The sequence below is a fragment of the Xanthobacter sp. DMC12 genome, assembly GCF_056314105.1.
The window spans coordinates 435,653-460,963 of record NZ_JBQUYZ010000001.1 but is presented as its reverse complement, the minus strand read 5'-3'; the positions used below and the strand labels follow the sequence as shown (position 1 = coordinate 460,963).

At 66.7% G+C, this 25,311-nt stretch carries 27 protein-coding genes; 11 read left to right on the top strand and 16 right to left on the bottom strand.

The window, feature by feature from the left end:
- Positions 1-62: 62 nt before the first annotated feature.
- The 7 genes from ACT535_RS01975 to ACT535_RS01945 all read right to left on the bottom strand — a co-directional run bounded on the left by ACT535_RS01975 (position 63) and on the right by ACT535_RS01945 (position 5,804).
- A complete protein-coding gene (locus tag ACT535_RS01975; RefSeq protein WP_168457773.1) occupies positions 63-299 on the bottom strand; it encodes an HP1242/YdcH family protein in 237 nt (78 codons plus the stop codon).
- A 152-nt stretch (positions 300-451) separates the two neighbouring features.
- A complete protein-coding gene (locus tag ACT535_RS01970; protein ID WP_476363167.1) occupies positions 452-1,819 on the bottom strand; it encodes a pyruvate dehydrogenase complex dihydrolipoamide acetyltransferase in 1,368 nt (455 codons plus the stop codon).
- Between the two features lie 30 nt (positions 1,820-1,849).
- The gene (locus ACT535_RS01965; RefSeq protein WP_168457771.1) at positions 1,850-2,557 is read right to left on the bottom strand and encodes a class I SAM-dependent methyltransferase; all 708 of its coding nucleotides are present in this window, start codon (positions 2,555-2,557) and stop codon (positions 1,850-1,852) included.
- Positions 2,554-3,945 carry a pyruvate dehydrogenase complex E1 component subunit beta gene (locus ACT535_RS01960; protein WP_476363166.1) on the bottom strand — a complete coding sequence of 464 codons (1,392 nt, stop codon included), beginning with the start codon at positions 3,943-3,945 and terminating at the stop codon, positions 2,554-2,556. The genes ACT535_RS01965 and ACT535_RS01960 overlap by 4 nt, the downstream gene beginning before the upstream one ends.
- A 5-nt stretch (positions 3,946-3,950) precedes the next feature.
- Complete coding sequence (locus ACT535_RS01955; protein ID WP_476326546.1) at positions 3,951-4,307, bottom strand: hypothetical protein; 357 nt, start codon at positions 4,305-4,307, stop codon at positions 3,951-3,953.
- 10 nt (positions 4,308-4,317) lie between these two features.
- Positions 4,318-5,328, bottom strand: a complete 1,011-nt coding sequence (gene pdhA / locus ACT535_RS01950; RefSeq protein ID WP_476363165.1) for a pyruvate dehydrogenase (acetyl-transferring) E1 component subunit alpha — start codon at positions 5,326-5,328, stop codon at positions 4,318-4,320.
- A gap of 161 nt (positions 5,329-5,489) precedes the next feature.
- Positions 5,490-5,804 (bottom strand): septum formation initiator family protein, encoded by a 315-nt coding sequence (locus ACT535_RS01945; RefSeq protein WP_168457767.1) that lies wholly within the window; start codon positions 5,802-5,804, stop codon positions 5,490-5,492.
- A gap of 126 nt (positions 5,805-5,930) precedes the next feature.
- Between ACT535_RS01945 and recO the strand changes: the two genes are divergently transcribed.
- The 3 genes from recO to ACT535_RS01930 all read left to right on the top strand — a co-directional run bounded on the left by recO (position 5,931) and on the right by ACT535_RS01930 (position 11,233).
- Positions 5,931-6,662, top strand: coding sequence for a DNA repair protein RecO (gene recO, locus ACT535_RS01940; RefSeq protein WP_476363164.1), 732 nt, complete (start codon positions 5,931-5,933; stop codon positions 6,660-6,662).
- Between the two features lie 533 nt (positions 6,663-7,195).
- A complete protein-coding gene (parC, locus tag ACT535_RS01935; protein ID WP_168457764.1) occupies positions 7,196-9,433 on the top strand; it encodes a DNA topoisomerase IV subunit A in 2,238 nt (745 codons plus the stop codon).
- Positions 9,434-9,436: 3 nt separating this feature from the next.
- Positions 9,437-11,233, top strand: a complete 1,797-nt coding sequence (locus ACT535_RS01930) for a chloride channel protein (protein ID WP_476363163.1) — start codon at positions 9,437-9,439, stop codon at positions 11,231-11,233.
- Between the two features lie 15 nt (positions 11,234-11,248).
- Here the strand turns inward: ACT535_RS01930 and ACT535_RS01925 are convergent, their stop codons facing one another.
- Together ACT535_RS01925 and ACT535_RS01920 are read right to left on the bottom strand one after the other, a co-directional pair.
- A complete protein-coding gene (locus ACT535_RS01925; protein WP_476363162.1) occupies positions 11,249-12,736 on the bottom strand; it encodes a sensor domain-containing diguanylate cyclase in 1,488 nt (495 codons plus the stop codon).
- A 71-nt stretch (positions 12,737-12,807) separates the two neighbouring features.
- Positions 12,808-13,962 (bottom strand): AI-2E family transporter, encoded by a 1,155-nt coding sequence (locus ACT535_RS01920; protein ID WP_476363161.1) that lies wholly within the window; start codon positions 13,960-13,962, stop codon positions 12,808-12,810.
- Between the two features lie 229 nt (positions 13,963-14,191).
- Between ACT535_RS01920 and ACT535_RS01915 the strand changes: the two genes are divergently transcribed.
- Positions 14,192-14,383, top strand: coding sequence for a hypothetical protein (locus ACT535_RS01915; protein WP_024279109.1), 192 nt, complete (start codon positions 14,192-14,194; stop codon positions 14,381-14,383).
- Positions 14,384-14,486: 103 nt separating this feature from the next.
- Here ACT535_RS01915 and ACT535_RS01910 read toward each other — a convergent pair whose 3' ends face one another.
- Positions 14,487-15,245, bottom strand: a complete 759-nt coding sequence (locus ACT535_RS01910) for a histidine phosphatase family protein (protein WP_476363160.1) — start codon at positions 15,243-15,245, stop codon at positions 14,487-14,489.
- Between the two features lie 215 nt (positions 15,246-15,460).
- Between ACT535_RS01910 and ACT535_RS01905 the strand changes: the two genes are divergently transcribed.
- Both ACT535_RS01905 and ACT535_RS01900 read left to right on the top strand, forming a co-directional pair.
- Complete coding sequence (locus ACT535_RS01905; protein WP_476363159.1) at positions 15,461-15,793, top strand: hypothetical protein; 333 nt, start codon at positions 15,461-15,463, stop codon at positions 15,791-15,793.
- Positions 15,794-15,981: 188 nt separating this feature from the next.
- Positions 15,982-16,332, top strand: coding sequence for a cupin domain-containing protein (locus tag ACT535_RS01900; protein ID WP_168457758.1), 351 nt, complete (start codon positions 15,982-15,984; stop codon positions 16,330-16,332).
- An 84-nt stretch (positions 16,333-16,416) separates the two neighbouring features.
- On the opposite strand, the gene rpsI is transcribed toward ACT535_RS01900, so the two are convergent.
- The 3 genes from rpsI to ACT535_RS01885 all read right to left on the bottom strand — a co-directional run bounded on the left by rpsI (position 16,417) and on the right by ACT535_RS01885 (position 18,004).
- Entirely contained in the window at positions 16,417-16,896 is a 480-nt protein-coding gene (rpsI, locus tag ACT535_RS01895; protein ID WP_038193505.1) for a 30S ribosomal protein S9, read from the bottom strand.
- 1 nt (position 16,897) lies between these two features.
- On the bottom strand, positions 16,898-17,359 hold the full coding sequence (gene rplM / locus ACT535_RS01890) for a 50S ribosomal protein L13 (protein ID WP_168457757.1): 462 nt from the start codon (positions 17,357-17,359) through the stop codon (positions 16,898-16,900).
- A gap of 198 nt (positions 17,360-17,557) precedes the next feature.
- Entirely contained in the window at positions 17,558-18,004 is a 447-nt protein-coding gene (locus tag ACT535_RS01885) for a PaaI family thioesterase (protein ID WP_476363158.1), read from the bottom strand.
- Between the two features lie 99 nt (positions 18,005-18,103).
- Between ACT535_RS01885 and ACT535_RS01880 the strand changes: the two genes are divergently transcribed.
- The 3 genes from ACT535_RS01880 (at position 18,104) to ACT535_RS01870 (ending at position 21,605) form a co-directional block, all read left to right on the top strand.
- Positions 18,104-18,925: an enoyl-CoA hydratase gene (locus ACT535_RS01880; RefSeq protein WP_476363157.1), complete on the top strand. Its 822-nt coding sequence runs from the start codon at positions 18,104-18,106 to the stop codon at positions 18,923-18,925.
- Positions 18,926-18,978: 53 nt separating this feature from the next.
- Positions 18,979-20,049, top strand: coding sequence for a rhomboid family intramembrane serine protease (locus tag ACT535_RS01875; RefSeq protein ID WP_476363156.1), 1,071 nt, complete (start codon positions 18,979-18,981; stop codon positions 20,047-20,049).
- An 86-nt stretch (positions 20,050-20,135) separates the two neighbouring features.
- Positions 20,136-21,605: a P-loop NTPase family protein gene (locus tag ACT535_RS01870; RefSeq protein ID WP_476363155.1), complete on the top strand. Its 1,470-nt coding sequence runs from the start codon at positions 20,136-20,138 to the stop codon at positions 21,603-21,605.
- A gap of 120 nt (positions 21,606-21,725) precedes the next feature.
- Here ACT535_RS01870 and ACT535_RS01865 read toward each other — a convergent pair whose 3' ends face one another.
- Positions 21,726-21,938 (bottom strand): DUF2842 domain-containing protein, encoded by a 213-nt coding sequence (locus tag ACT535_RS01865; protein WP_168457752.1) that lies wholly within the window; start codon positions 21,936-21,938, stop codon positions 21,726-21,728.
- Between the two features lie 145 nt (positions 21,939-22,083).
- Between ACT535_RS01865 and ACT535_RS01860 the strand changes: the two genes are divergently transcribed.
- The gene (locus tag ACT535_RS01860; RefSeq protein ID WP_476363154.1) at positions 22,084-23,166 is read left to right on the top strand and encodes a COX15/CtaA family protein; all 1,083 of its coding nucleotides are present in this window, start codon (positions 22,084-22,086) and stop codon (positions 23,164-23,166) included.
- On the opposite strand, the gene ACT535_RS01855 is transcribed toward ACT535_RS01860, so the two are convergent.
- Together ACT535_RS01855 and ACT535_RS01850 are read right to left on the bottom strand one after the other, a co-directional pair.
- Positions 23,163-23,855, bottom strand: coding sequence for an LrgB family protein (locus ACT535_RS01855; protein ID WP_476363153.1), 693 nt, complete (start codon positions 23,853-23,855; stop codon positions 23,163-23,165). The two genes, ACT535_RS01860 and ACT535_RS01855, sit on opposite strands and share 4 nt — an antisense overlap.
- A complete protein-coding gene (locus ACT535_RS01850; RefSeq protein ID WP_168457749.1) occupies positions 23,845-24,282 on the bottom strand; it encodes a CidA/LrgA family protein in 438 nt (145 codons plus the stop codon). Before ACT535_RS01850 ends, ACT535_RS01855 begins: the two co-directional genes overlap by 11 nt.
- Before the next feature lie 99 nt (positions 24,283-24,381).
- On the opposite strand from ACT535_RS01850, the gene ACT535_RS01845 reads away from it, so the two are divergent.
- Positions 24,382-25,281: a LysR family transcriptional regulator gene (locus ACT535_RS01845; RefSeq protein ID WP_168457748.1), complete on the top strand. Its 900-nt coding sequence runs from the start codon at positions 24,382-24,384 to the stop codon at positions 25,279-25,281.
- Positions 25,282-25,311: the final 30 nt, after the last annotated feature.

The following is a 25,311-nucleotide window of genomic DNA, read 5'->3' as shown; positions in this document are numbered from 1 at the left end:
CTCCCCCGCGCGCGGGAGAGGGGTCAGGCTGCACCGGGGCGGGAACCAGCCCCGTCAGTGCCTCACTTGGTGAGGATGGCGTAAAGCTCATCCTTCAGGCGCATGCGCTCGCGGCGCATGGCTTCGATCTCCTCGTCGCCGGTGGGTTCCACGTCGGTCTCGGCCCGGTGAACCTGCCGGTTCACCTCGTGATAGGCCTCGTGGAGCTTGGCGAAATGAGCGTCTGAGAGCTTCAGCGCCTGGATCTTCTCGGCATATTCCGGGAAGTCGGCGGCGAGCTCGTGGGGCGTGTGGCTCATTGGTGTTCCTTTCTCGGGTCGAACGGCGCGGGGCGCCGCTGTCCCGCAGCTACACTGCTCCGCTGCGGCAGGATTTGATCTGCCGCAGCCCTGTCCGGCCCGCCGGCGGAGGCGCAAGCCCCGCGCCGGCCTGAGCCGCTGGCGCTACGACCTCACACCAGCATCGCCATGGGCTTCTCGATGAAGCCCTTGAATGCGCTGAGGAGTTCTGCGCCGAGCGCGCCGTCCATCACCCGGTGGTCGCAGGTCATGGTGACGGTCATCTGGGTGACGACCTTTACCTCGCCGCCCTTCACCACGGCACGCTGCTCGGAAGCGCCCACCGCAAGGATGGAGGACTGGGGCGCGTTGATGATGGCGGTGAAGTTGCGCATCCCCATCATGCCGAGGTTCGACACGGAGGTGGAGCCGCCGGAATATTCCTCCGGCTTCAGCTTCTTGGTGCGCGCGCGGGCGGCAAGGTCGCGCATCTCGTTGGAGATGGTGGAGAGGGTCTTCTGCTCCGCCTTCTTCACGATGGGGGCATAGAGGCCGCCATCGATGGCGACCGCGACGCCCACATCCGAATGCTTCATGCGCAGGATGCGGTCCTCGGCCCACACGGCATTGGCCGCCGGCACCTTCTGGAGCGCGAGCGCGAGCGCCTTGATGATGAAGTCGTTGACCGACACGCGGTAGGACGGCTTGCCGTCCTTGTCCTTCGACGCATTGGCATTGACCTGCTCGCGCAGGGCCATGAGGTCGTCGAGGTCGCAATCCACCGTCAGGTAGAAGTGCGGGGTGAGCTGCTCGCTCTCCACCAGACGGCGCGCGATGGTCTTGCGCATGCCGTCGAGCTGCACTTCCTCGTAGGTGCCGGCCTCGAACATGGCCTTCACCTGATCCGCCGTGGGACCGGTGAGAGCGGCCGCTGCCTTGGGCGCGGGAGCCGCAGCGGCGGGAGCCGGAGCTGCCGCAACCGCCGGGGCGGGCGCCGCCGCCGGCTTCGCGCCGGGCTGGGCGCCTTCCAGGTCACGGGCGACGATGCGGCCGTGCGGGCCGGAGCCCGACAGGTTGCCGAGGTCAATGCCCTTGTCCTTGGCGATGCGGCGGGCGAGCGGCGAGGCGAACACACGCCCGCCCTGCCCGTTCGACGCCGGCGCAGCCGCAGCAGCAGCGGGAGCGGCTGCAGGAGCCGGGCTCGCAACAGGAGCAGCAGCGGCAGGCGCGGGCGCGGCAGCAGGCGCAGTGGCTGGGGCGGCAGCGCCCTTGCCGGCGGCAGCGGCGGCCACGTCCTCACCCTCGCCGGCGAGGATGGCGATGAGCTGGTTCACCGGCACGTCCTGCGAGCCTTCCGGCACCAGGATCTTGGCGAGCAGACCCTCGTCGATGGACTCGACTTCCATGGTGGCCTTGTCGGTCTCAATCTCGGCGAGCACGTCGCCAGACTTGACCTTGTCGCCTTCCTTCTTGAGCCACTTGGCGAGGTTGCCCTTCTCCATGGTGGGAGACAGGGCCGGCATCAGGATTTCGATGGGCATTTTCTTGGCCTTTCGAAAAAGCAAAAACCCTCAGCGACGCCGGACGAAGGCGAGCATCTGCTGCTGGCGGGGATGGGACCAGTCGCCGATGACCTTCATTTCCCAATTGGGATCGCCGGCCAGCGCCGTGGAAAGCTGCGCCTGGGTATAGTGGTATGGATCCTTGTCCGGAAACGTCACCACCCCACCCTTGCCCTGCTTCACCTCGCGCCCGAACTTGCCGTCGGGCACGAGGAAGCAGGTGACGAAAAAGATACCGCCGGGGACGAAATGTGGGGCGATCCGGGCGAGGCAATCGACCAGATACGGCATCGGCAGGTGACTGAAGACGGACTGCGCGATTCCCATATCGAACAGCACCCCGAACCCACCGATATCGAAGCTGTCAGACACACTCAGGTGGTCGCGCGGCAGCTTGGCATCGAGCCCGGCCGGGACGATCTCCTGGGCGTAGCCGGCCTCGAGAAGATCGCCGCTGAGGTCGATCCCATAATACCGGTCGGCATCGAGATAGGCGACGAACTTGACCCCGCCGCGCAGGCTGCCGCAGCCGATGTCCACCAGCCGGTGGTGCGGCTTAAGCCCCTGCTTCACAAGGAAATCCCGCTGCAGCCGGCCGACCTCTTCCCAGAGGCCGCCGATGACTTCGCGGTGCTGTCCCTGCTGCACGTGGCGCGCCACGTGATCGAGGTCGTAATACGTGGTCGGCGCGGTGCCGGCCTTCTCGCCGGCGGTCATTTGTAGGTGACCGCCTTGACCGCCTCGATCACCTCCGCAACCGACGGAAGCGCCAGCTTTTCCAGGTTCGCGGCATACGGCATCGGCACGTCCTTGCCGGTGACGCGCAGGACCGGTGCGTCAAGGAAATCAAAGGCCTTGTCCATGAGCTGGGCGGCGATCTCGGCGCCGATGCCGGACTGCGGCCAGCCCTCTTCCACCGTGACGCAGCGGCCGGTCTTCTTCACCGATGCGACGATGGTGTCGACATCCATGGGGCGGATGGTGCGCAGATCGATAACCTCGGCCTCGATGCCCTGCTTCGCCAGTTCTTCAGCCGCCTTAAGGGCATAGGTCATGCCGATGGAGAAGGACACCAGCGTCACATCCTTGCCCGACCGCGCGATCCGCGCCTTGCCAATGGGCAGCACGTAATCGTCGAGCTTCGGCACCTCGAAAGAGTGGCCGTAAAGGATCTCGTTCTCGAGGAAGATGACGGGGTTGGGATCGCGGATGGCGGCCTTGAGCAGGCCCTTGGCGTCGGCGGCCGAATAGGGCGCGATGACCTTCAGGCCGGGGACGTTGGAATACCAGGCGGTATAATCCTGGCTGTGCTGGGCGGCGACGCGCGCGGCGGCGCCATTGGGGCCGCGAAAGACAATGGAGCAGTGGACCTGCCCGCCGGACATGTAGAGCGTCTTGGCGGCGGAGTTGATGATGTGGTCGATCGCCTGCATGGCGAAGTTGAAGGTCATGAACTCCACGATGGGCTTCAGTCCCGCCATGGCCGCGCCGACACCGACGCCGGCAAAGCCGTGCTCGGTGATGGGCGTATCGATCACGCGGCGGGCGCCGAATTCCTGGAGCAGGCCCTGGGTGATCTTGTAGGCACCCTGATACTCGGCCACTTCCTCGCCCATGACGAAGACATCGCCATCGCGGCGCATCTCCTCGGCCATGGCGTCGCGCAGGGCCTCGCGGACCGTCTGGGTGACGAATTCGGTGCCGGGCGGCACTTCCGGGTCGGGCTGTGCCGAAACCTGCGGCGGGGACGCGACGGCGGAGGGAGCAGGGCTGACAGGCGCGACCGGTGCCGCGGCAGCCGCGGGGGACGGCGCGCTCTCGGCGGCCTTGGCGGCGGGGGCGGGAGCGGCGTTCGCATCCTCGCCGTCGGCCACGATGGTGGCGATGGGCGTGTTCACCGCCACGTCCTGCGCGCCTTCCGGCACCAGGATCTTGCCGAGGATGCCCTCGTCGACGGCCTCCACTTCCATGGTGGCCTTGTCGGTCTCGATCTCGGCGAGCACGTCGCCGGACTTGACCGTGTCACCTTCCTTTTTCACCCACTTGGTGAGGTTGCCCTTCTCCATGGTGGGAGACAGGGCCGGCATGAGGACTTCGATGGCCATGGCTGTCAGCTCTTGCTCGGCGCGGTGGCGGGGACGGACGGCGTGGCGCCGGCCGGGGCCGCATGGTCGCGCTTGAAGGTGAGGTTGGTGTAGGCGGAGATGGCCGCAATCGCGACGGTCAGGGAAACGAAGAAGGCGACGGCCGCCTTGCCGGTACGCACCCGGTCGGCGTCCTCCGCGATGCCGGAGCGACCGACGGCGAAGGGCCAGAGCGCGAGCAGAAGGTAGCTCCCCGCGCCGACGGGGCGTCCAGCCGCCCGCTCGGCGGCGAGGGCGGAGCGGCCGCCGCGCACGGCGACGACCCAGGCGCCGATGGCGGCGATGAGCGCCGCCCCGGCGATCACATGGAAGAGTTCGGCCACGGGCCGGGCCTCAGCGCAGGATGTCCGTGTAGAGTTCGGCGACGTCAGGCTCCGGATCACTGCTGGCGAAGTCCGCGGCAGCATTGACGATCTCGCGGACGTCGGCGTCGATCTTCTTGAGATCGTCCTCGCTGACCTTGTGGCCGTCGAGGAGGCGGGTGCGCACCTGCTCGATGGGATCGTGCTCGGTCCGCATCTTCTGCACCTCCTCCTTGGACCGGTATTTCGCCGGGTCCGACATGGAGTGGCCGCGATAGCGGTAGGTCTGCATCTCGAGGATGTAGGGGCCATTGCCTTCGCGGGCGAAGGCGAGCGCCCGCTCGCCGGCGGCCTTCACCGCCTGCACATCCATACCATCCACCTGCTCGCCGGGGATGTTGAAGGACGTGCCGCGCTTGGAGAAGTCCTGCTGGGCCGAGGCGCGGGACACCGAGGTGCCCATGGCGTACTTGTTGTTCTCGATCACGTACACGACCGGGAGCTTCCACAGCTCGGCCATGTTGAAGCTCTCGTAGACTTGGCCCTGGTTGGCCGCGCCGTCGCCGAAATAGGTGACGGAGACGTTGCCGTTCTCGCGGTAGCGATCGGCGAAGGCGAGGCCGGTACCGAGCGACACCTGCGCGCCGACAATGCCGTGGCCGCCGAAGAACTGTTTCTCGATGCTGAACATGTGCATCGAGCCGCCCTTGCCCTTCGACAGGCCGCCGCGGCGGCCTGTCAATTCGGCCATGACGCCCTTGGCATCCATGCCGGTGGACAGCATGTGCCCATGGTCGCGGTAGCCGGTGATGACCTGATCGCCCGGCTTCATCGCCAGCTGCATCCCGACCACGACGGCTTCCTGGCCGATGTAGAGGTGGCAGAAGCCGCCAATGAGGCCCATGCCGTACATCTGGCCGGCCTTTTCCTCGAAGCGGCGGATGAGCAGCATCTCGCGGTAGGCTTCGAGGTCCTGGTCCTTGGTGAAAGGTACTGGCCCGGACGGCACGGCGGTCCGGGGGGAAGTCTTCTTGGCGGCCATCGACATCCTCAGGAAGCTCTGGAACTGCGCCTCTCTAACGCACCCCCGAGCGGCCTGAAAGCGGGAATTTTTCTTTGCTGCACCGCAACACCTTGCAAACACTTGGGCTGCAAGGATTGAACCGAATAATGGTTCAATCGCCTCTTGAACTCATTTTCAGTTCATTTGCTGCGAAGCAGCACAAGATCCTTGGTGTTTATGAAGTTCAATTGCCGCCGCGCCTCCTCGTCCAGCATGTCCGGATCGAGCTGGCTGGGGGCCAGAAGGGACACCTTGTTCTCCATCGCCTGCCGTTGCGCCTTGAGGGCGGCGAGTTCGGATTCGAGGGCCTTCATCTCCTGCTCGTAGTTGCGACGCGCGAGGAGGCCGTGGTCGCCGATGTAGGCGTGGTAGGCGAAGTAGCCGATGAGCGCCGCGGCCCCCACATGGAGGGCGAGCGTGGCAAGTATAGTCTGGAGGCGCGAGCGGCTTTGCATGAGGCCATCCTCGCGGGTTCTGGTTTCCGCCCTGTTAAGGCGCGCCAGATCCGGACCCGGAGTTGCGCTCCGGGATGTCCGCGTTTCAACTGCGCGGCGTGAATCGCAGGCAGGAGCGCAAGGTCTGTGGAGTGGACGGACGACGGCATCGTGTTGGGGGTCAGGCGGCACGGCGAAGGCAATGCTATCGTCGAATTGCTGACGCGCCGCCGCGGTCGTCATCTCGGCATGGTGCGCGGCGGGGCTTCCCGTCGCCTGGCGCCCGTTCTCCAGCCCGGCAACTCGGTGACCGCGACATGGCGCGCCCGGCTCGACGAGCACATGGGAAACTACGCGCTCGAAGCGTCTGTAGTCCGCGCCGGCCTGCTCATGGAGGCGCCCCACGCCGCCTTTGGGTTCACCCACATGGCGCAACTGCTCCACTTGCTGCCCGAACGCGACCCCCATGAGGAGCTGTTCCTCACCCTCGGGGCGATTCTCGATGCCCTTGGGGAAGCAGAATCCGCCGGCATGCTGCTGGCCCGCTTCGAACTCGCCATGCTTTCAGAATTGGGGTTCGGACTGGAGTTGGAGAGCTGCGCCGCGACCGGACAGCGCGACGATCTCGTCTATGTCTCGCCAAAGAGCGGGCGGGCGGTTTCCCGCGGGGCGGGGGCCCCCTATGCCGACCGGCTGTTTCCCTTGCCGCCCTTTCTCCTGTCCGGGGCACCACCTTCCGCCGAGGACGTGGAATCTGCCTTGGCGATCACCGGCCACTTCCTGCTGGTGCGTGCCCTTGAGCCGCGCGGGCTCGGCTTCTCGGAATCCCGCGCGGCCTTCCTGGCGTCATGGCGGCGAAGCGCCGATCACCAGCGATAGGGACGGGGTCCGACCCAGACGTTGCGGCAGCGCGTCACCCAATGGGGACGACCGTTCCACCAGCGACGGACCTGCCAACAGCGCCGCACCCAGCGCACATCCTCGACCTTCGCCTGTTCATGGGCGGCACCGGCAAAGCTTCCCGCGCTGCCTGCAAGTGATCCGGCCGATGCCGAAGGCGCCGCACCAAGAAGCGCCAACGCAACCACTCCCCCCGCCGCAAGAGTTGCAACCTTCATTGGACCTTCTCCTCTTGACGCGAACGTAGCAAAGCGCTCGCAGATCAATGCTGAAACGTCGCAGGGGCGGCATTTTGTTCCGGGGATGACATCTTAAGCGCGTGCTTGGCCGCAGAATGTGGCCTTGTGCGGTACATTCCTGCTTTTTGTCGCTACGGCACGCCTCAGACTTGACGATCGGTTCAGTCTTGCGGCGAGATCCGGCTGAAGGGGCTGCGGAAGAGCGGGGGATCGCACCCGTCCGAGCCGGTGGCGCGGGCTTGTCGCACGCGCGCGCGCGAGGTACTGCGGGGCATGGCCACCCGCACACTTCCGCCCGGCGACGGGAACATCGAGAAAGTCACGCTGAAGGAGGCGCTGGAAGAGCGCTACCTCGCGTATGCCCTCTCGACCATCATGCACCGCGCGCTGCCCGACGCGCGCGACGGTTTGAAGCCGGTGCACCGGCGCATCCTCCACGCCATGCGGCAGCTGCGGCTGGATCCCGGGCAGGGCTTCAAGAAGTCCGCCCGCGTGGTGGGCGACGTCATCGGCAAGTTCCACCCGCACGGCGACCAGTCGGTCTATGACGCGCTGGTGCGCCTCGCGCAGGACTTCGCCCAGCGGTACCCGCTGGTGGATGGCCAGGGCAATTTCGGCAATGTGGACGGCGATAACGCCGCGGCCATGCGATACACCGAGGCCCGCCTCACCGAGACTGCCCGGCTGCTGCTGGACGGGATCGACGAGGACGCGGTGGATTTCCGCCCGACCTATGACGGATCGGAGGAAGAGCCGGCGGTGCTGCCCGCGGCCTTCCCGAACCTTCTGGCCAACGGCTCGCAGGGCATCGCCGTCGGCATGGCGACCTCCATCCCGCCCCACAATGCGGCGGAACTGCTCGATGCCGCGCTCCACCTCATCGACCATCCCGACGCCCTCGCGTTCGACCTGCTGAAGTTCGTGCCCGGCCCGGACTTCCCCACCGGCGGCGTGTTGGTGGAGGATCAGGTCGGCGTCGCCGAGGCCTATGCGACGGGACGTGGCTCGTTCCGCGTCCGCGCGCGCTGGGAGAAGGAAGAGACCGGCCGCGGCAGCTATGTGGTGGTGGTGACGGAGATTCCTTACGGCGTCGCGAAATCCCGCCTCGTCGAGAAGATCGCCGAGCTGCTCACCGACAAGAAGCTGCCGCTGCTCGCCGACGTCCGCGACGAGAGCGCCGAGGACATCCGCCTCGTGCTGGAGCCGCGCGCCCGCACCGTCGATGCGGAAGTCCTGATGGAGAGCCTGTTCAAGCTCACGGAGCTTGAGGCGCGCATCCCGCTCAACATGAACGTGCTGGTCAAGGGCCAGATTCCCAAGGTGCTGTCGCTGGCGGAGGCACTGCGCGAGTGGCTGGACCACCGCCGCGACGTGTTGCTGCGCCGCTCCCGCTACCGGCTCGACCAGATCGCGCACCGCCTGGAGGTGCTGGGCGGCTACCTGATCGCCTATCTCAACCTCGACGAGGTGATCCGCATCATCCGCGAGGAGGACGAGCCGAAGGTCTCGCTCATGCAGACCTTCGAGCTGACCGACGTTCAGGCGGAAGCCATTCTCAATATGCGGCTGCGCTCCCTGCGCCGCCTGGAAGAGATGGAAATCCGCAAGGAGCACGATGCGCTGTCTAAGGAGCAAGACGGGCTCAACCGCCTCGTCGCGTCCGAGACGGCGCAGTGGAAGGCCATCTCCAAGGAAATCCGGGAGACCCGCAAGACCTACGGCCCTGAAACCGAGCTCGGCCGGCGCCGCACGACTTTCGCGGTGGCCCCGACGGTCCACGAGGACGCCTTCACCGAGGCGCTGGTGGAGCGCGAGCCCATCACCGTCGTGGTCTCGGCGAAGGGCTGGATCCGTGCGCTGAAGGGCCACGTCGCGGACGTGTCGAACCTGCAATTCAAGGGCGACGACAGCCACGGCCACGCCTTCTTCGCAGAGACCACCTCCAAGGTGATGGTGTTCGCCTCCAATGGCCGCTTCTACACGCTGGACGCCTCAAAGCTTCCCGGCGGGCGCGGCCATGGCGAACCGGTGCGGCTGATGATCGACCTGGAGCAGGAGGCGGAGATCGTTTCCGTCTTCGCCTATCAGGCCGGGCGCAAGCTTCTGGTGGCGTCGAAGCAGGGCCGCGGTTTCGTGGTGCCGGAGGACGATTGCCTCGCCAATACCCGCAAGGGCAAGCAGGTGCTCGTCACCGACCCGCCGGACGCCGCGCTGGCGGTGCGGTTCGTCGATGGCGACTGGGTGGCGGTGATCGGCGAGAACCGCAAGATGCTGGTCTTCCCGCTCAACCAAGTGCCGGAGATGTCGCGTGGCCGCGGCGTGCGCTTGCAGCGCTACAAGGACGGCGGCCTCTCCGACCTCAAGGTGTTCCCCATGGCCACCGGCCTGACCTGGGAGGACACCTCCGGGCGGACCTGGACGGTCACCGATCTCATCGAGTGGCAGGGCGAACGCGCCTCGGCGGGACGTCTGCCGCCCAAGGGATTCCCCCGCACCAATACGTTCGGCTGAGGCATGGACGCGCCCTCCCCCGAGGCCGGGCGCGCACCGGCTCCCCCCGAGCGGGCGGCGCTCCGCCGTCTCATCGACAAGGCACAATCGGCGGTCCGGGCGCGGGAGACCGCGCTCGTCCTCATCGCCGCCGTCATGGGTGTGCTGGCCGGCATTGCGGCCAGCGTCATGAGTGCCACCACCCAGTGGATGCACGAGGTGCTGTTCTGGCTCGCGCCGGGCGAGCGCCTGTCGTCGTCCCCTGCCCTCGCCTCGCCCTGGCTGATCCTCGTCCCCGCCGTCGGCGGCGCGGCGATGGGGCTGATCGCGGTTGCGCTGAAGCGCTGGCGCCGACATCCTTTCGTCGATCCCATCGAGGCGAACGCGCTGCATGGCGGGCGGATGTCGCTCACCGACAGCATCATCGTCGCCTTGCAGACCATGGTCTCCAACGGCTTTGGCGCGTCTCTGGGGCTTGAGGCCGGCTATTCGCAGATCGGCTCGGGCATCGCATCCCGGCTGGGTCTGACCTTCAAGCTCCGGCGCAACGACCTGCGCATCCTCGTCGGCGCCGGCGCGGCGGCGGGCATCGGCGCGGCCTTCGATGCGCCGCTCATGGGCGCCTTCTACGGCTTCGAGATCGTCATCGGCTCCTATTCCATTCCGGCGGCGGCACCGGTGCTCGCCGGCACGGTGTCGGCAGTGATGACGGCGCGACTGCTCGGCGCCCATGTGGAGCCGCTGCACATGCCGCTCGACCCGAACCTCGGGCCGGTGGACATCCTGCCCATCCTCTTCCTCGGCCTCGCGGCCGCAGCGGTCGCCATCATCATCATGCGGCTCGTGACGACGGTCGAGACGCTATTCGGCATGAGCCGCATTCCCGCGCCGCTGCGGCCGATGGTGGCCGGCATCGGCATCGGCGCGCTGGCGCTCTACAGCCCGCAGGTCCTCTCGGATGGGCACGGCGCGCTCCATGCGCAGGTGGGGAGCGCGGTGACGGCCTCCGTTGCCATCGTGTTCGGCCTGAAGATCCTCGCCTCCGCCCTCTCGATCGGATCGGGTTTCCGCGGCGGCCTGTTCTTCGCCTCGCTGTTCCTTGGCGCGCTGATGGGCAAGCTCTATGGCGGGCTGCTGGCCGTCGCCTTCCCCGGCTTCCACCTCGATCCGTCCGTGGCGGCGGTGGTGGGCATGGGGGCCTTGGCGGTTGGCGTCATCGGCGGCCCGCTCACCATGAGCTTCCTCGTGCTGGAGATGACGCGGGACATTTCCCTCTCCGGCTTCGTGATGGCCGCGGCCGTCGTTACCTCCCTGACCGTGCGCGAAACGTTCGGCTACTCTTTCTCCACCTGGCGCCTGCACCTGCGCGGCGAGACCATCCGGGGGGCGCAGGATGTCGGCTGGATGCGCGACCTGACAGTCGCGAAAATGATGCGAACGGACTTTCCAACCTTCCCGCAAGACGGGACGCTGGATGCCCTGCGTGCCCGCTATGCCCTGGGCTCCACCCGCATGGTGGTGCTGGTGGACGCGGCAGGCGGCTATGGCGGGCTGCTGCGCCTGTCCGAGGCCTATGCATCCCTCGAACCCGGCGAGACGGAAGTTTCCGCGCTCGCCACCCATCGCGACCATGTGTTGCTGCCCGCCATGAACGTTAGGGAAGCTTCTCTGGCCTTCGATGCCGCGAAGGCGGAAGATCTCGCGGTGGTGGACGACCGCGACAACCGCCATCTGCTGGGTCTGTTGGGAGAATCCCACGTCCTCAAGCGCTATGCCGCCGAACTCGAGCGGGCGCGGCGGGGCCTGGGCGCGGAAGACTGACGCGCAGGTCCGGTCTCAGGCTGCGAACGTTTCGAGCCGCGCCACGCGGTTTCGCCCGGCCCGCTTCGCCGTATAGAGCGCCGTATCGCTACGTGCGATCAACTCTCCTGGCCCATCATCCCCCCGCGCGGAGGCGATGCCCACGCTGACCGTGATTTCGATGGACATGCCGTGGGTGACGATCGGAAGCGCAGCGACATTCGCGCGAATGCGCTCGGCCACGAGGTCCGCTCCCGCCGACGATGTCTCGGGAAGGACCACGACGAACTCCTCCCCGCCGTACCGGCAGACAAAATCCCCCGGCCGGCGTGCGCTGCTCTCGACGCGGTGGGCGACCTCGGCGAGCACGGCGTCGCCCATCGCGTGCCCGTAAGTGTCGTTCACCCGCTTGAAGTGGTCGATATCGACCATGAGCACCGCGAGTTCGCGCTCCTCGCGGCGGGCGCGGTGCATTTCCACCTCCAGCGTCAGGTCGAGCGCGCGGCGATTGGGTAGTCCGGTCAACGAGTCCGTGATGGCCATGCGCTCAAGCTGTGCTTCCATCTCCCGGCTGCGGCGCAGCGAGGTGGAGAGCGCCGAGACCGTAAGCGCCAGGAGAAGCGATATCGTAAGCGTGAGCGCAAGGGTGATGGCCGCGCGCACATACCAACCGCCGAACTGCTGGCGCGCGGAGACGCCCACCGTAACGGAGAGCGGATACCCCTCGACGAGTGCCGTCCGCAGGAATCTGCGCTGCCCATCGAGCCGGGATGTTTCTACCCTCCAGTCCTCCGATGGTCCCGACGCCATCCGCTGGAGCACGTCAGGCGTCACGCGATCTCCCACGTTGCCCCGGCCATCCGTGGATGGGTAGCGCAGGACGACGGTGCCATCGGTACGGGTCAGCCGGATGATGCCTCCGGGCGGCAGCTTCACACGCTCGAAAAGCTGCCGGAAATAGACGAGGCGAATGGAAGCCACCACAACACCGGCGAAAGACCCGTCCGGTCCATTCAGCCTGAGGCTGATCCCGAGGGCCTGCGGAGACGCCGCAAGCCGGGAGACAAACGGCCGACTGACATAGATGCCAGCGTTCGGGTTGTCCTTATGCACGCGGAAGTAATCCCGATCGGCGAAATTGACGGCGCTCAGATCCTCGTCGGAATCGTCGAACAGAACATTGCCCTCAGGATCCAGCACGAGCATGACGCCGAAGTCCGTCGCGTCGCCCGCGCGGCGAAACAGGACGTGCTGGCGCAGCCCCAGGGGAAGCGCCATCAGGGTGGGCTCGCGCAATGCTTCCGCAAGGCTCGACAGGCTCGCTTCAACCAGAAGGAAGTCGCGCTCGATCGCTCCCGCGAGCACAGAGATCGTGTTCGCGGTATATCGCTCGCCGTCGCGCCAAGTTTCCTGATAGGAGCGCCACAAGGCGAAGGACTGCATCCCCACAATGGCGAGGATCAGCGCACTCGTGACAAACCGGAGCAGACGGCCGGAGGAGAGGTGTTTGAGAACCTTATCCATCAGCCTTACCTCGGTAACATCTATACCATCCGGGTGGTGGCGTTGTTACCAAGGATCAATTCTGCACGGTTTTATTCTGCCGCCGGCCGATCGCTGCGGTGGACCTCCGCCTCCGCCACCCGGGCCGGCTCCGCCTCGAGCCAGTGCAGGATGAGCGTGTAGCCCAGCGCCAGCACAACTGGCCCCACGAACAGGCCGAGGACGCCCGAGGACAGGAGCCCGCCGATCGCTCCGATGAAGACGACCAGCATGGGCACGTCCACGCCACGCCCGAGCATGATGGGGCGCAGAACGTGCTCGATGAGCGAGACGCCGGTGCACCATACGGCGAAGATCACCGCCGGCATCGGATCGAGCAAAGTGAAGGCATAGATCGCCACCGGCACCAGGACGATGGCCAGCGGCAGCTGCACGATGGCGATGATGAGGCAGAGCAGGGCCAACAAGCCCGCGGCCGGAATGTCCGCGGCGAGGAAGCCGAGTCCCGCAAGAAGCGCCTGGATCAGCGCAACGCCGATGATGCCCTTGCTGACGCTGCGGATGGTCCGCACGGCAAGGTCCGAATAACCAAGGCCGCCCGCGCCGGCGAGGCGGGTGACCACGTCGCCGGCGATCCGCTGACCGCTGGTTGCATTCGCCATCAGGACCGCCGCCACGAAGATGGCGACGACGAACTCCAGGATCCCGAGCAGCACGCCGGTCGCCGACCCGAGCATCCATTTCCCGGCCCAGGTAAGTTCGGACGCGATGGAGCTGATGGCCTGGTCAAGATTGGTCGAGGCAAGCATCCAGAAGCTGTAGAGCGGTTCGCCGACGATGAACCAGCCTCGGACGGCCACCGGAGGAGGCGGCAGGCGCAGCGTGCCATCGGCCATGTGGTGGGCGAGGAGTTTCAGGCTGTTGACCAGGGTATCGGCAAGCAGCAGCGCCGGCAGCACCAGTAGGGTCAGGGCAAGCACGACGAAGAGTGTGGCGGCCGTCGCCGTCCTGCCGCTGAGCGCCGCACACAGGCGGGTGAACAGGGGGTGCGAGGCGATGGCGATGATGAGCCCCCAGAGGATGGAGGTCAGGAACGGCTGGACGATGGTGAAGCACCACCCGAACAGCAGCGCCAGCGTGCCGAACCGCAGCGCCAGCTGGAGCACGGGGCCGAACGTCTCGCTGCCATCCCTGGCCGGGAGGCGGTCCTGACGCCGTTCGCGAGGCCTGTCCTGCGGTCGTTCCATGATCCTGTCCAGCTGGCCGCTCCAACCTTACCTGAGAGAACTCGTTATCGGCCCGCCTTGCAATGGCAACCGGCCGACGGACGATCTGCGCTCCGGGATGCCAGCGCCGGGGTCGCCGTTGCCTCACCTCACCGCGTGGCAGGCCTATTGCATTGTCCGCTGCGGGTCACGACCTGCCCTGTTCCGGCCGGTCGCCCCTGAAGCAACAAGGACAAGGCGAGGACACAGCATGTCCGACCACAAGGTCACGGTCGAGCAACTGCCGAGCGGCAAGTGGGCGTGTTTTCTTCACGTGGAAGGACACGACGAACCAATCAACCTCGGGCGGGAGTTCAAGAACGACGAACAGGCGGAGAACTGGCTCAACGTCTCGGAATCCGTCACCGCCATCGAGATGATGCTCCGGAAGGTCAAGAAGTAGGACCGGCCGAAGCCGACAGGACCTATATCTGCCTTGGCTCGAAGACGACAGGGCTGTCGTGGTTCACACAGCCGGTTTGGCGGGCGCCGGCACTCCGCCGGCTTCACTTGGTGCAGCCGGCGGACGCCGAGATGTTTTCGGGCGTGCCCCAGTCATTCTGGGGCAGGTTCTCATAGGGCGGCCCGAATTCCTGCTTTATCATCGTAAAGCCCGACGGCAGCCCGGTCTGCTGGTCGAAATCGATGATCCAGAAATAGTCGTAGGTGTCGCCCGGCCAATCGTCGGGAACCTTGATGCCGGCGAGATCCATGAGGTCGAACAGCGTCGTGGCCTTGGTCGGCACGGGCATGCCGGGATGCTTTTTCTCCACGATCGCCCGCTGGGCCGGCGTCAGCTCGATATCGAGCCGGGGCCTGGCGATGTGGACATGCTCCCAGTTCATGATGAGCGTTCCGCCGGCCCACTCTGGCTTGGTGAACACGTCATGCACCGCCTGCCGGTTGCGCTCCGCGAGCTTGTCCTGGCGGATGATGAGCTTGCCGTCCACCATCTCCGGCATCACCGAATAGAAGACGACCGGCTGCTCCCAGGAATCTGCGACGGGATAGATGGTTTCCAGCGTGTGCAGCGAGAGCCCCAGGATGGCCGTCGGCACCTCGCCCGGCCGCAGAAGCGATTTCTTGGCGTTCTTTCCGAGGTAATACTCCACCAGAGCCCTGGCACGCTCCTGCCCGATGCTGCAGAGCTGGAGCGGCCCCCCCTTCTCGCCATGCCGCAGGAGAATGATGCGAGCCGGAACAGCAGCAGCTGGCAGCGCCGCGAGAAGGCTCACGGAAAACACCGCCGCGAGCGCGAGGCCCACAGCCAGGCCCCTCCGTCCAAGCGTTTTGATTGTGTGCATTACCGTCACTCCTGATGGCGCGACGCTAGCCGAGTCCTCGAACGTTCGCCAATGGCATCCGCCGGAGGCACCGCACACGCCACGAGCCCGTTCGGGCCCCTTCACAGGCCGCCACGAACATGCTTCAACGCGGCAGCCGGATGATTTCAGGGACCGGCGGCATGCGGGGCGCTGCGATGGCAGAGATAAGCTTGGGGACGAATGGGCTGGCGGGCGGCGTTTTGCTCGCGCTCATCGCCATGGCGGGTGTCCAGGCGATCGCCCAGACCTCGCAGCAGCGTGTCGTGGTGACGCCGCGCGTGATCCAGCTGCCGGTCATCCCCCAGGGCAACTACCTCGACCCGGGCCCCGGCCCTGCCATTCGCCCGGACGTGAAGATCGGCGACGACCGCAACGAGGATTACGTGTTCCCACCCGATCTCTCCGGCGGCTACGGCTCCGGCCCTCCCGGCGACCCGACCAACAATGGTCAGTGGAGCCCGCTGGACGGCGACACGCCGAGCTTCTGAGGCATAGTGCGATCCTTCAAATCATGGCCGGGCTCAGACCCGGCCATTTTCGTTGGCGGCGCCGGAGGGCCGCGCCGCGAGCGGTTTGACGGTGGCGACCGGTGTCCCTAATTCAGAAGGCGGAAGGCTGCACTGCCAGCCCGCAGCGGCGGAACAAGCCGCAGCAACCGTGCCTCAGGGAGCCGCCCATGAACGCCGCGCCCAACTACATGATCTCGCGCCTCGACGAGATTCCCGCCGTGCCCTGCCCCTGCGGCTTCGCGCGCCGCGCGTTCGGGACCGACGACAACAAGCTCGCGACCGTCCATCTCACCGAGATCACGGAGGATGCGCGGGTGCACTACCACAAGCACATGACCGAGATTTACGTGATCCTCGAAGGCCAAGGGGAGATGGAACTGGACGGCGAGCGCGTGCCCGTCTCTCCGCTCACATCCATCTTCATCAAGCCTGGATGCCGCCACCGCGCCATCGGCCGCATGCGCATCCTGAACATTCCAATCCCGGCCTTCGACCCCGAGGACGAATGGTTCGACTGAGCGCAGGAAAGCGACGCACGCAAAAAGAAAGCGGCGGGGAAATCCCCGCCGCTTCCAAAAACCTCGAACCGTGAACCGAAGCGATCAGCGCTTCGAGAACTGGAACGAACGGCGAGCCTTGGCGCGACCGTACTTCTTGCGCTCGACCACGCGGCTGTCGCGGGTCAGGAAGCCGCCCTTCTTGAGGGGGCTGCGCAGCTCGGGCTCGTAATAGGTGAGCGCCTTGGAGAGGCCGTGACGCAGCGCGCCGGCCTGGCCGGACAGACCGCCGCCGGACACGGTGGCGACCACGTCGTACTGGCCTTCGCGGGCCGCGACCTGGAACGGCTGGTTGATCATCAGACGCAGCACAGGACGGGCGAAATACACCTCGATGTCCCGGTCGTTGACGGTGATCTTGCCGGTGCCGGGGCGAACCCACACGCGGGCCACGGCGTCCTTGCGCTTGCCGGTGGCATAGGCGCGGCCGAACTTGTCCAGCTTCTGGACATGAACGGGGGCTTCGGGCTGGGCCGAGACGGTCGCTGCGCCGAGAGCGTCGAGGGACTGGAGAACCTCGGCCATGTCAGTTCCTCACGTTCTTGCGGTTGAGAGCCGCCACGTCGAGGGCGACCGGCTGCTGGGCCTCGTGCGGGTGGGCAGGGCCCTTGTAGACGCGCAGGTTGCCCATGATCTTGCGGCCGAGCGGGCCGCGGGCGAGCATGCGCTCCACCGCCTTCTCGATGACGCGCTCCGGGAAGCGGCCTTCGAGAATGAACTTCGCGGTGCGTTCCTTGATGCCGCCCGCATAGCCGGTGTGATGGTAGTAGACCTTCTGGTCCTTCTTGCGGCCCGTGAACACCGCCTTCTCGGCGTTGACCACGACGACGTTGTCGCCGCAATCCACGTGGGGGGTGTAGATGGGCAGGTGCTTGCCCTTCAGGCGCATGGCGATGATGGTCGCGAGCCGGCCGACAACAAGGCCGCTGGCGTCAATCACCACCCACTTCTTCTCGATTTCGGCGGGCTTGGCCGAATACGTCTTCATGGGTTCGTTCCGAATGAGAAGTCGGACGGCCCGGCCCAAAAGGACCGTGCAGCGTCCGACGATGGGGTGCTTCTAGAGGAGCCTGGCGCGCGCGTCAATGAATGAGGCGCGCGAAATCATTAGCAAAAACAGTATCTTATAAAAATGGTGCAATAGCACCGTCGAAATTACCACGTTTTCGCATTGCCTTGGCGGCAATCAGGCTTTCGGCCTGTCGGGAATGGAATAGGTGGCAACGCAGTGGGCCACCAGCTCGTCGTCCCCCGGCCCCCGAATTCCCACCTCGCCCACCGCCAGACGCTTGCCCAGCTTGATGATACGTGCGTCACCGAACAGCGGACCGGGCATCGGCTTGCGCAGGAAGTTGATGGAGAGATTTGTCGTCACCGCCAGCGCGACCGGACCGATCTGCGCCAGGAGCGCCACATAGACCGCCACGTCCGCCAGCGCCATCATGGCCGGGCCGGAGATGGTGCCGCCCGGCCGCAGATGGCTCTCGTCGGCATCGAGCCGCACCGTTGCGGTCTTCAGGCCGACACGCTCCACATGATGCGCACGGCCTGGTCCGAAGGCTTGCGGGAATTCGGCCGCGAGGAAGGTCTCCAGTTCCTTCACCGTCATCACCACATCGCGTGCCGCAGTCATCCCGCCAATTCCCCTTGCCCGCCCCGGCTCGCGCCGGCCGACGCTTGTGAATAGGATAGCGGCCGGAACGTCAAATCCGGAACCGCCAAGGGAAATATCGTGCCCGCGACAGCCGCCGTGAACGCCGCCCTGCCCGCCCCCGTCTGCCGCTCCGACGACGCCGGGGTGGTGACGCTGACCCTGGCACGGCCAGCCCAGCGCAATTCCCTCTCCGAGGCGATGATGGCCGCGCTCACGGCCGCTCTGGGAGAGGTGGCGGCGGATTCATCCGCGCGCGCCGTGGTGCTGGCGGCGGAAGGGCCGGTCTATTCTGCCGGGCACGACCTGAAGGAAATCCAGTCGCATCGCGCCGACCCGGATCGCGGGCGCGCTTATTTCGAGGACGTGCTGAAGCGCTGCGCCACGCTGATGACGGCCATCGTCCGCCTGCCGCAGCCGGTCATCGCCGCCGTCGAGGGTATGGCGACCGCCGCTGGATGCCAGCTCGTGGCGAGCTGCGATCTCGCGGTTGCGGGCGACAAGGCGCGCTTCTGCACGCCGGGCGTCAACATCGGCCTGTTCTGCCATACGCCCATGGTGGCGCTGTCGCGCAACCTCTCGCGCAAGCACGCCATGGAGATGTTGCTGCTCGGCGATTGGACCGAGGCGGACGACGCCCTGCGCATGGGCCTCGTCAACCGGGTCGTGCCGGCGGGAGAAGCCCTGGCGGCCGCGCAGGGCCTTGCCCGCAAAATCGCGGACAAGTCCCAAGTGCCGGTGAAGCTCGGCAAGGCGGCCTTTTACGCCCAGGTCGAGCTGGGGCTCGACGACGCCTATGCCTATGCCTCCCGCGTGATGGCGGAGAACATGCTGGCGCGCGATGCGGACGAAGGCATCTCGGCGGTACTCGCCAAACGTGCAGCCCTGTGGGAAGACAGGTAGAAACCTGCTGCGGCTCCGTTTCGGCGACGCACTTTCCGAAGCGGAGGGACTGGATGCACGGGCAGAAGCAAGGCTTCTTTGAACAGCCACACGCCGCGACCTATCTGCTGATCGCCGTGAACGTCGCAGCCTTCGGAATGATGGCTCTGCGGACAGGAGCCGCTGCGCCCGTGGGTCGGGACCTGTGGCAGGCCGGCGCCCTCTACCCTCTGGTGCTCCCTCGGGGTGAATACTGGCGGCTCGCAGCGTATGGCTTTCTGCATGCGAACCCCTTGCATCTCTTCACGAACATGTTGTGCCTCGCGCTCTGGGGCGGTCATCTGGAGCGCAGGGTCGGAGCGACGTATTTCATCGTGATCTACGCTGTCGCGCTGCTCGCCGGCGGGCTTGTCAGCCTGGCGACGCACCACGGCCCCTTTCTATCGGTGGGGGCATCCGGAGCGGTGTCCGGGGTGCTGGGGGCGCTCTTCTGCCTCTGGATTCTCGGCAAGATCGAGCTTTCCGCCAGCTTCTTCATCATCAACATCGGCCTCAACATCACATTGTCGTTGAGCACGCGGGGCATCGACTGGGGGGCGCATCTCGGCGGGTTCACCGCCGGCCTCGTGGCGTGCGCCGTGATTGATCTCATTGAACGGGGGAACGCGCGGTTCCTGGCGTGCAAATTCCCGGAAGGGTTGAAGCTTAACCTGCTGATCCTCGCCATTGCCGCACCGGCTGCCGTCGCCCCGTTTGCGCCTCGGCTTCCGCCAGCGCCGGGCGCCGTCGCGGGAGCCGCCGCCCTCCTCGTTCTGGCCTTCGTCGCCATAGCGAAGATGATCGATCTCATCCTGGCGCGCCGGCACGGTCTGGCGATCGCCTCGGTCGTCCTTGCCGTCTTGAACACTGCCGCCATGCTCCTGATCGGCGACCGGCTGGCGGGGGCGATCTGCGCGTGGCCAAGCAATCCGGGGGCGCTTGCGCCATTGTGCGAACCCGCAGCACTACTGCCGCTTCTTGGAGCCGCTCTCGCGCTCGCAGTGTCGTTGGGCTTTTCCGCCCGCAGCATCGCCAAGGGAGTTGCCGACCTGGGCTTCGTCTCCCCCGGCCTCCGGGGCGAAAGGCGTCGGCGCCTCGGCCTGTGAGCAGCCCGTTTACATTCCATAAACCATGATCTGGCTCTCTGGGTGAGACTGGCGCGTCGTGCGCCCGAGTCGCGGGAGGGCGGCGCATGTCTCACCTGGAGACGACGCACCTTGAGATGACAAAGGCCGCGGCGGCCGGACCGGATGCCGGTCTTAAGTCTGTGCGGCTGGCGTGGCGCCCGAGCCTCTGGCAGGCCGCGTGGATCGTCTTCGCCCTCATCGCCCTCGCCAGCTTCCTGCCCCTTCGGTTTTCTGCCACCACAACCCTCGCCTTCGAGGTCGGCACCCAGCCGCCGGCTGGCTCCATGCGCGGCGTGGCGCAGATGCTCGGCTCGCGGGAGCTCGCCTACGACGCCGTGCGCCAATTGCCGGATGAGGATGTGCGCCGCATCGCTGCCGGCGGCCTGACGGGATGGCTGGGCATCACCCGCGCCGGGACGGAGGGGCGCTCCGAAAGCGTCGCGGCCGCGTGGCGCCTCATGGAAAATCTGGAGGTCGCGCCCGTCCAGGGCGGGCGGGCGCTGCGGCTCACCGTCTCGGCAGCAACGCCCGGGCTCGCCGTCCGAGTGGCAGACGCCTACGTCTCCGCCTTCCTCTCACTCGACCGCTTGACGCGGGAGGCACAGGACGAGCCCTCACTGCTGCCGGCGGCACGCCGGGGCGAAGCCGGGCGGGCCTCGTTCGTGCCCCAGCCGCCCGGCCCCCTCGCCCTCGGGTTGCTCGCGGCCGTTGCTGCCCTGCTCGTCATCGCCCGGCGCACCGTGAACCGCCCCGCCGAAGCGGAAGGCTTGGTCGATGGCGCAGTCCTTCCCGTCGAGCTGAGCGACAGCCATCGGATCACCTGGATCGGCGGCCCCGAGGGCGCCGGCCTCGATGCCGATGCGGCAGTCGACCGCCTCGCCGCGCATCTCGCATCGCCAAGCGGATCGGCGCGTCTGATTCTCCTCACCTCCGACGACCTGCCCGAGGCGTCCGCCACCTGCGCGGTCTCCCTCGCCCGTCGCCTGTCCGAGGATGCCGGGGTGGCGCTGGTGGCGTTGGATGGCAGCGCCGAGAGCCTCGCCGCCCTGGTCTCTGACCCGTGGGCGCCGGGGATGAGCGAGCTTCTGTTCGGGGTCGCCGGCTTTGGTGAAACCATCCATCGCGACGCCCGCTCTCGGGCCCACGTGATACCGCCCGGTCGGGACGTGCTGTCCGGTGCCTCCGTCGTGGGCGCCGAACGGCTCGCCTTGGTGCTGGAAGCGCTGAAGCGGACCTACGATTTCGTCGTGGTCGCCGCCCCCAGCCTGTCGGCGGCCCGCGGCGGTCGTCGTCTGGCCGGACTTGATCCCCTCGTCGTCTGCCTCAATGCCGACGATGCCGCGCCGACGGCCGCCGTTGAGATATTCGACGCCCTCGCGGACAAGAAATTCGGCCGCGTGGTGATGCTCTGCCTCGCCTCGGGCCGGACCGAGGAGGAGGCGCCCAAGGATGAGGATCAGCTCGCCACGCCATCCCTCGATGCCCGAGAGACCGTTCAATCGGCCATGCCGGAACGCCTCGCCGGAGCAGCCTGATCCATTATTCTGTCGTCACTAGAAGGCCCGGCTCAGCCGGGCCTTTTTGCGTTTCGTCGCAGACGCGCGCAGAGGTGGCTCGCGTGAAAACTGAGAAAATCGGCACAAGATAATATTAAGTCACGCCTTTTTGTCCGGACGCTCCATCCAGCGGATGATGAGCGCCGCCGGGAGCACCCAGAGGCTGCCGAGAAGCACATAGCAGACCGTCTGCAGGGCCCAATGCAGTTCGGTCACCCGGCCCTGCGCCAGCGCCATGGCCATGAGCGCCCAGAACACGACCAGCACCAGCATCAAAACGGTACCGATAAGCTTGCGCAGGCGTTGGGGCATTCTCGCTCACTCCCTTGCCGCGAGGATGCCCGCCGTGCCGAAGCGGCATGCGGCACCCGCTCCCTTGCGCGGCACACGGGCTCTCTATAACGGATCGATCCGGAGGGGCCACGCAGCAAGACCGCGCACGCGGAGTCGAGATCACATGTCGCACGCCGAAGCCATTACCCTGATCGCCGACCGTCCCCGCCCCGGGATCAAGGCTGTCCGCCTCTGGCTCTATTTCGTCGCGGCGCTGATCGTGGCCATGGTGGTGGTGGGCGGCGCCACGCGCCTCACCGAATCCGGTCTCTCCATCACCGAATGGAAGCCCGTCACCGGTGCCCTGCCCCCCATGTCGCAGGCCGACTGGCAGGCGGAGTTCGACCGCTACAAGGCCATTCCCCAGTACGAGATCCTCAACAAGGGCATGGGGCTTGAGGCGTTCAAGCGCATCTATTGGTGGGAATGGGGCCACCGGCTGCTCGGCCGGGTCATCGGCTTCGCCTTCTTCCTGCCCTTCCTCTATTTTGCCTTCCGCGGCGTGCTGCGCGGATCCTTGCTGGCGAAGTGCCTCGGCCTGTTCGCTCTCGGCGGGCTGCAGGGCGCCGTCGGCTGGTGGATGGTGGCGTCGGGCCTCACGGAGCGGGTTTCCGTCAGCCAGTATCGCCTTGCGATCCACCTCACCCTCGCCTGCGTGATCCTCGCCGCCATCGTCGCCGTTGCGCGCTCGCTCACTGGCGAGGGGCGGCAGGCGGTGAATGGCCGCGTGCGGCTGACGGCGCGCATCCTCACGGCTTTGGTGCTGGTGCAGATCTTCGCGGGCGGGCTGGTGGCGGGGCTCGACGCCGGCATGGCCTACAACACGTGGCCGCTCATGGATGGCCACTTCATCCCCGCCGCCGAACAGCTCGGCGCGATGTCGCCCTTCTGGCGCAACCTGTTTGAGAATGCGCTGACGGTACAGTTCGATCACCGGATGGTGGCCTATGCCCTCTGGGCGCTGGCGCTGGTCCACGCGCTCGATGCCATGCGTGACGGCGGGCGGGCAGCGAAGCGGGCGTGGATCCTGTTCGCCCTGGTGACGGCCCAGGCGTCACTGGGCATCCTGACGCTGATCCATCAGGTGCCGATCGACATCGCCCTGGCGCATCAGTTCGGGGCGACCATCGTCCTGATCTTCGCCGTGGTGCATGTGAGCGGCCTCGGTGCTCCCGAGACCGCCAAGGCCGTGACCGCGAGAGCCTAGACCAGCGCCGCAACCAGCGGTGCGATCATCACGTTGAACAGACCCGCCAGCACCATCACGAGACCGGCGATGGAGCCTTCCTCCCCGCCGATCTGATGTGCCCGGGCGACGCCGGCGCCGTGGGCGCCCATGCCGAACAAGGCGCCGCGGGCCAGCGACGAGCGCAGCGGCATCACCTTCAGCACCACCTCGCCCAGCGCCGCACCGCAGATGCCGGTGAGGATAACGAAGACGGCCGTGAGGTCCGGCACGCCGCCGATGTCCCCCGACACCGCCATGGCAAAGGGGGTGGAGGTCGAGCGCGGCATCAGGCTGAGCCCGATCGTCTCGTTGAGGCCGAGCAGATGCGCCAAGGCAAACGCTGTCACCATGGCGAGCGTACTGCCCACGGCCACCCCCACCAGCAGCACCGGCCAGTAGCGGCGGATGAGCGCGCGCTGCTCGTAGATAGGAATGGCGAAGGCCACCGTGGCCGGCCCCATCATCAGCAGCAGCCAGCGGGTGCCGGCGATATACTCGCCGTATCCCACGTGCAGGCTGAGCGCGACGGCACCGACACCGATGGGTGTCAGCAGCAGCGGGGAGGTCCACCAGAAGCGCCAGCGCCGGCCGATGGCGCGTGCGGCGAGGTAGGAGCCGATGGTAACGGCCGACCAGAACAGCGTCGCGAAGAGGGGATCATGCGGCATGACGCGCCTCCCCAGACAGGCGCTGGGTCCAGCGCCAGCACAGATCGACGGCGAGGGCGGTGCCGCCCATGACCGTCACCGTGCCGAGCAGGATCACCGCGGCGATCTTCAGGCCATCGAGGCCGATGAGTTCCTTGTGGTCGAGCACGGCCATGACGGCGGGCACGAAGAACAGCAGCATTTCCGCCAGCAGCCAGGACGCCCCGCGCCGCACGCTCGACGGACGCAGCCAGCCACTGGCGAGCAGGGCCAGCACCACCGCCATGCCAACGATACCGCCCGGAAGCGGAAGCTTCACAAGCCGCACAAAGCCCTCTCCCGCCATCCAGAAGCCGACCAGAACGGCAAGCTGGATCACCATGCTGCGATGCAGCGTGAAGCGGATGGACCGGAGCAAGTGATTGAGGGCAGAGCGATTCTGGGACATGGCTGGCACCTCCAGTGCCGATGCCCGTAACATAGTATGCACTGCAGCATGATGAAAATGAATTGATTGAATAAAGACCATTCCATATAGGCATCATATATGGAACTTCGGACCCTCAGAGCCTTCGTCGAGGTGGTGCGGCAGGGCGGCTTCTCTCCGGCCGCCAAGGTGCTCAATGCCACCCAGCCCACGGTCTCCAAGGCCGTGAAGCAGCTGGAGGACGAACTCGGCGTCCCGCTGCTCGACCGCATCGGTCATCGCAGCCAGCTCACTGCCGCAGGGGAAATCGTCTACCGCCGCGCCCTGACCTTGCTCGCCGAGCGCGAAGGCCTCGTCGCCGAACTGGAAGATCTGAGGGGCCTCAGGCGCGGCAGCCTGCGGCTCGGCCTGCCGCCGCTCGGCGCGAGCACGCTGTTTGCGCCATTGTTCGCCGTCTTCCGCTCGCGCTATCCGGGCATTGAGATTCGCCTCACCGAGCACGGCTCCAAGCGGCTGGAGGAAATGCTGCTGGAGGGCGAAGTGGAGTTGGCCGGCTCCCTCCTCCCCGCCAAGGAGGGGTTCGACGGACAGGGCGTGCGGCGCGAGCCGTTGATGGCCGTGTTGCCGGTGAGCCATCCTCTTGCGGGGCGGGAGCGGGTGACGATGGCCGATCTCGCGACCTTCCCCTTCATCCTGTTCGAGGGCGGGTTCGCGCTGAACCAGGTGCTGGAGGATGCGTGCGCCCGCAACGGATTTGCGCCGCAGGTGGCGGCGCGCAGCGGGCAGATCGACTTCATCGTGGAGATCGCTGGCGCGGGCCTCGGCGTGGCATTCCTGCCCAAGACCATCGCCTACCAGCGGCGCACGCCGGCGGTGCGCCTGTCGGAGCTCGCCGAGCCCGGCACCGAATGGCACATGGCCATCGTCTGGCGGAAGGGCAGCTATCTCTCCCACGCCGCCCGCGCGTGGCTGGAGCTGACGCGGGAAGTCTATGGCGACGGCGACGGGCCGTCCGGATGACATTCATCGTCACTTAGAAACCGCGCGGGC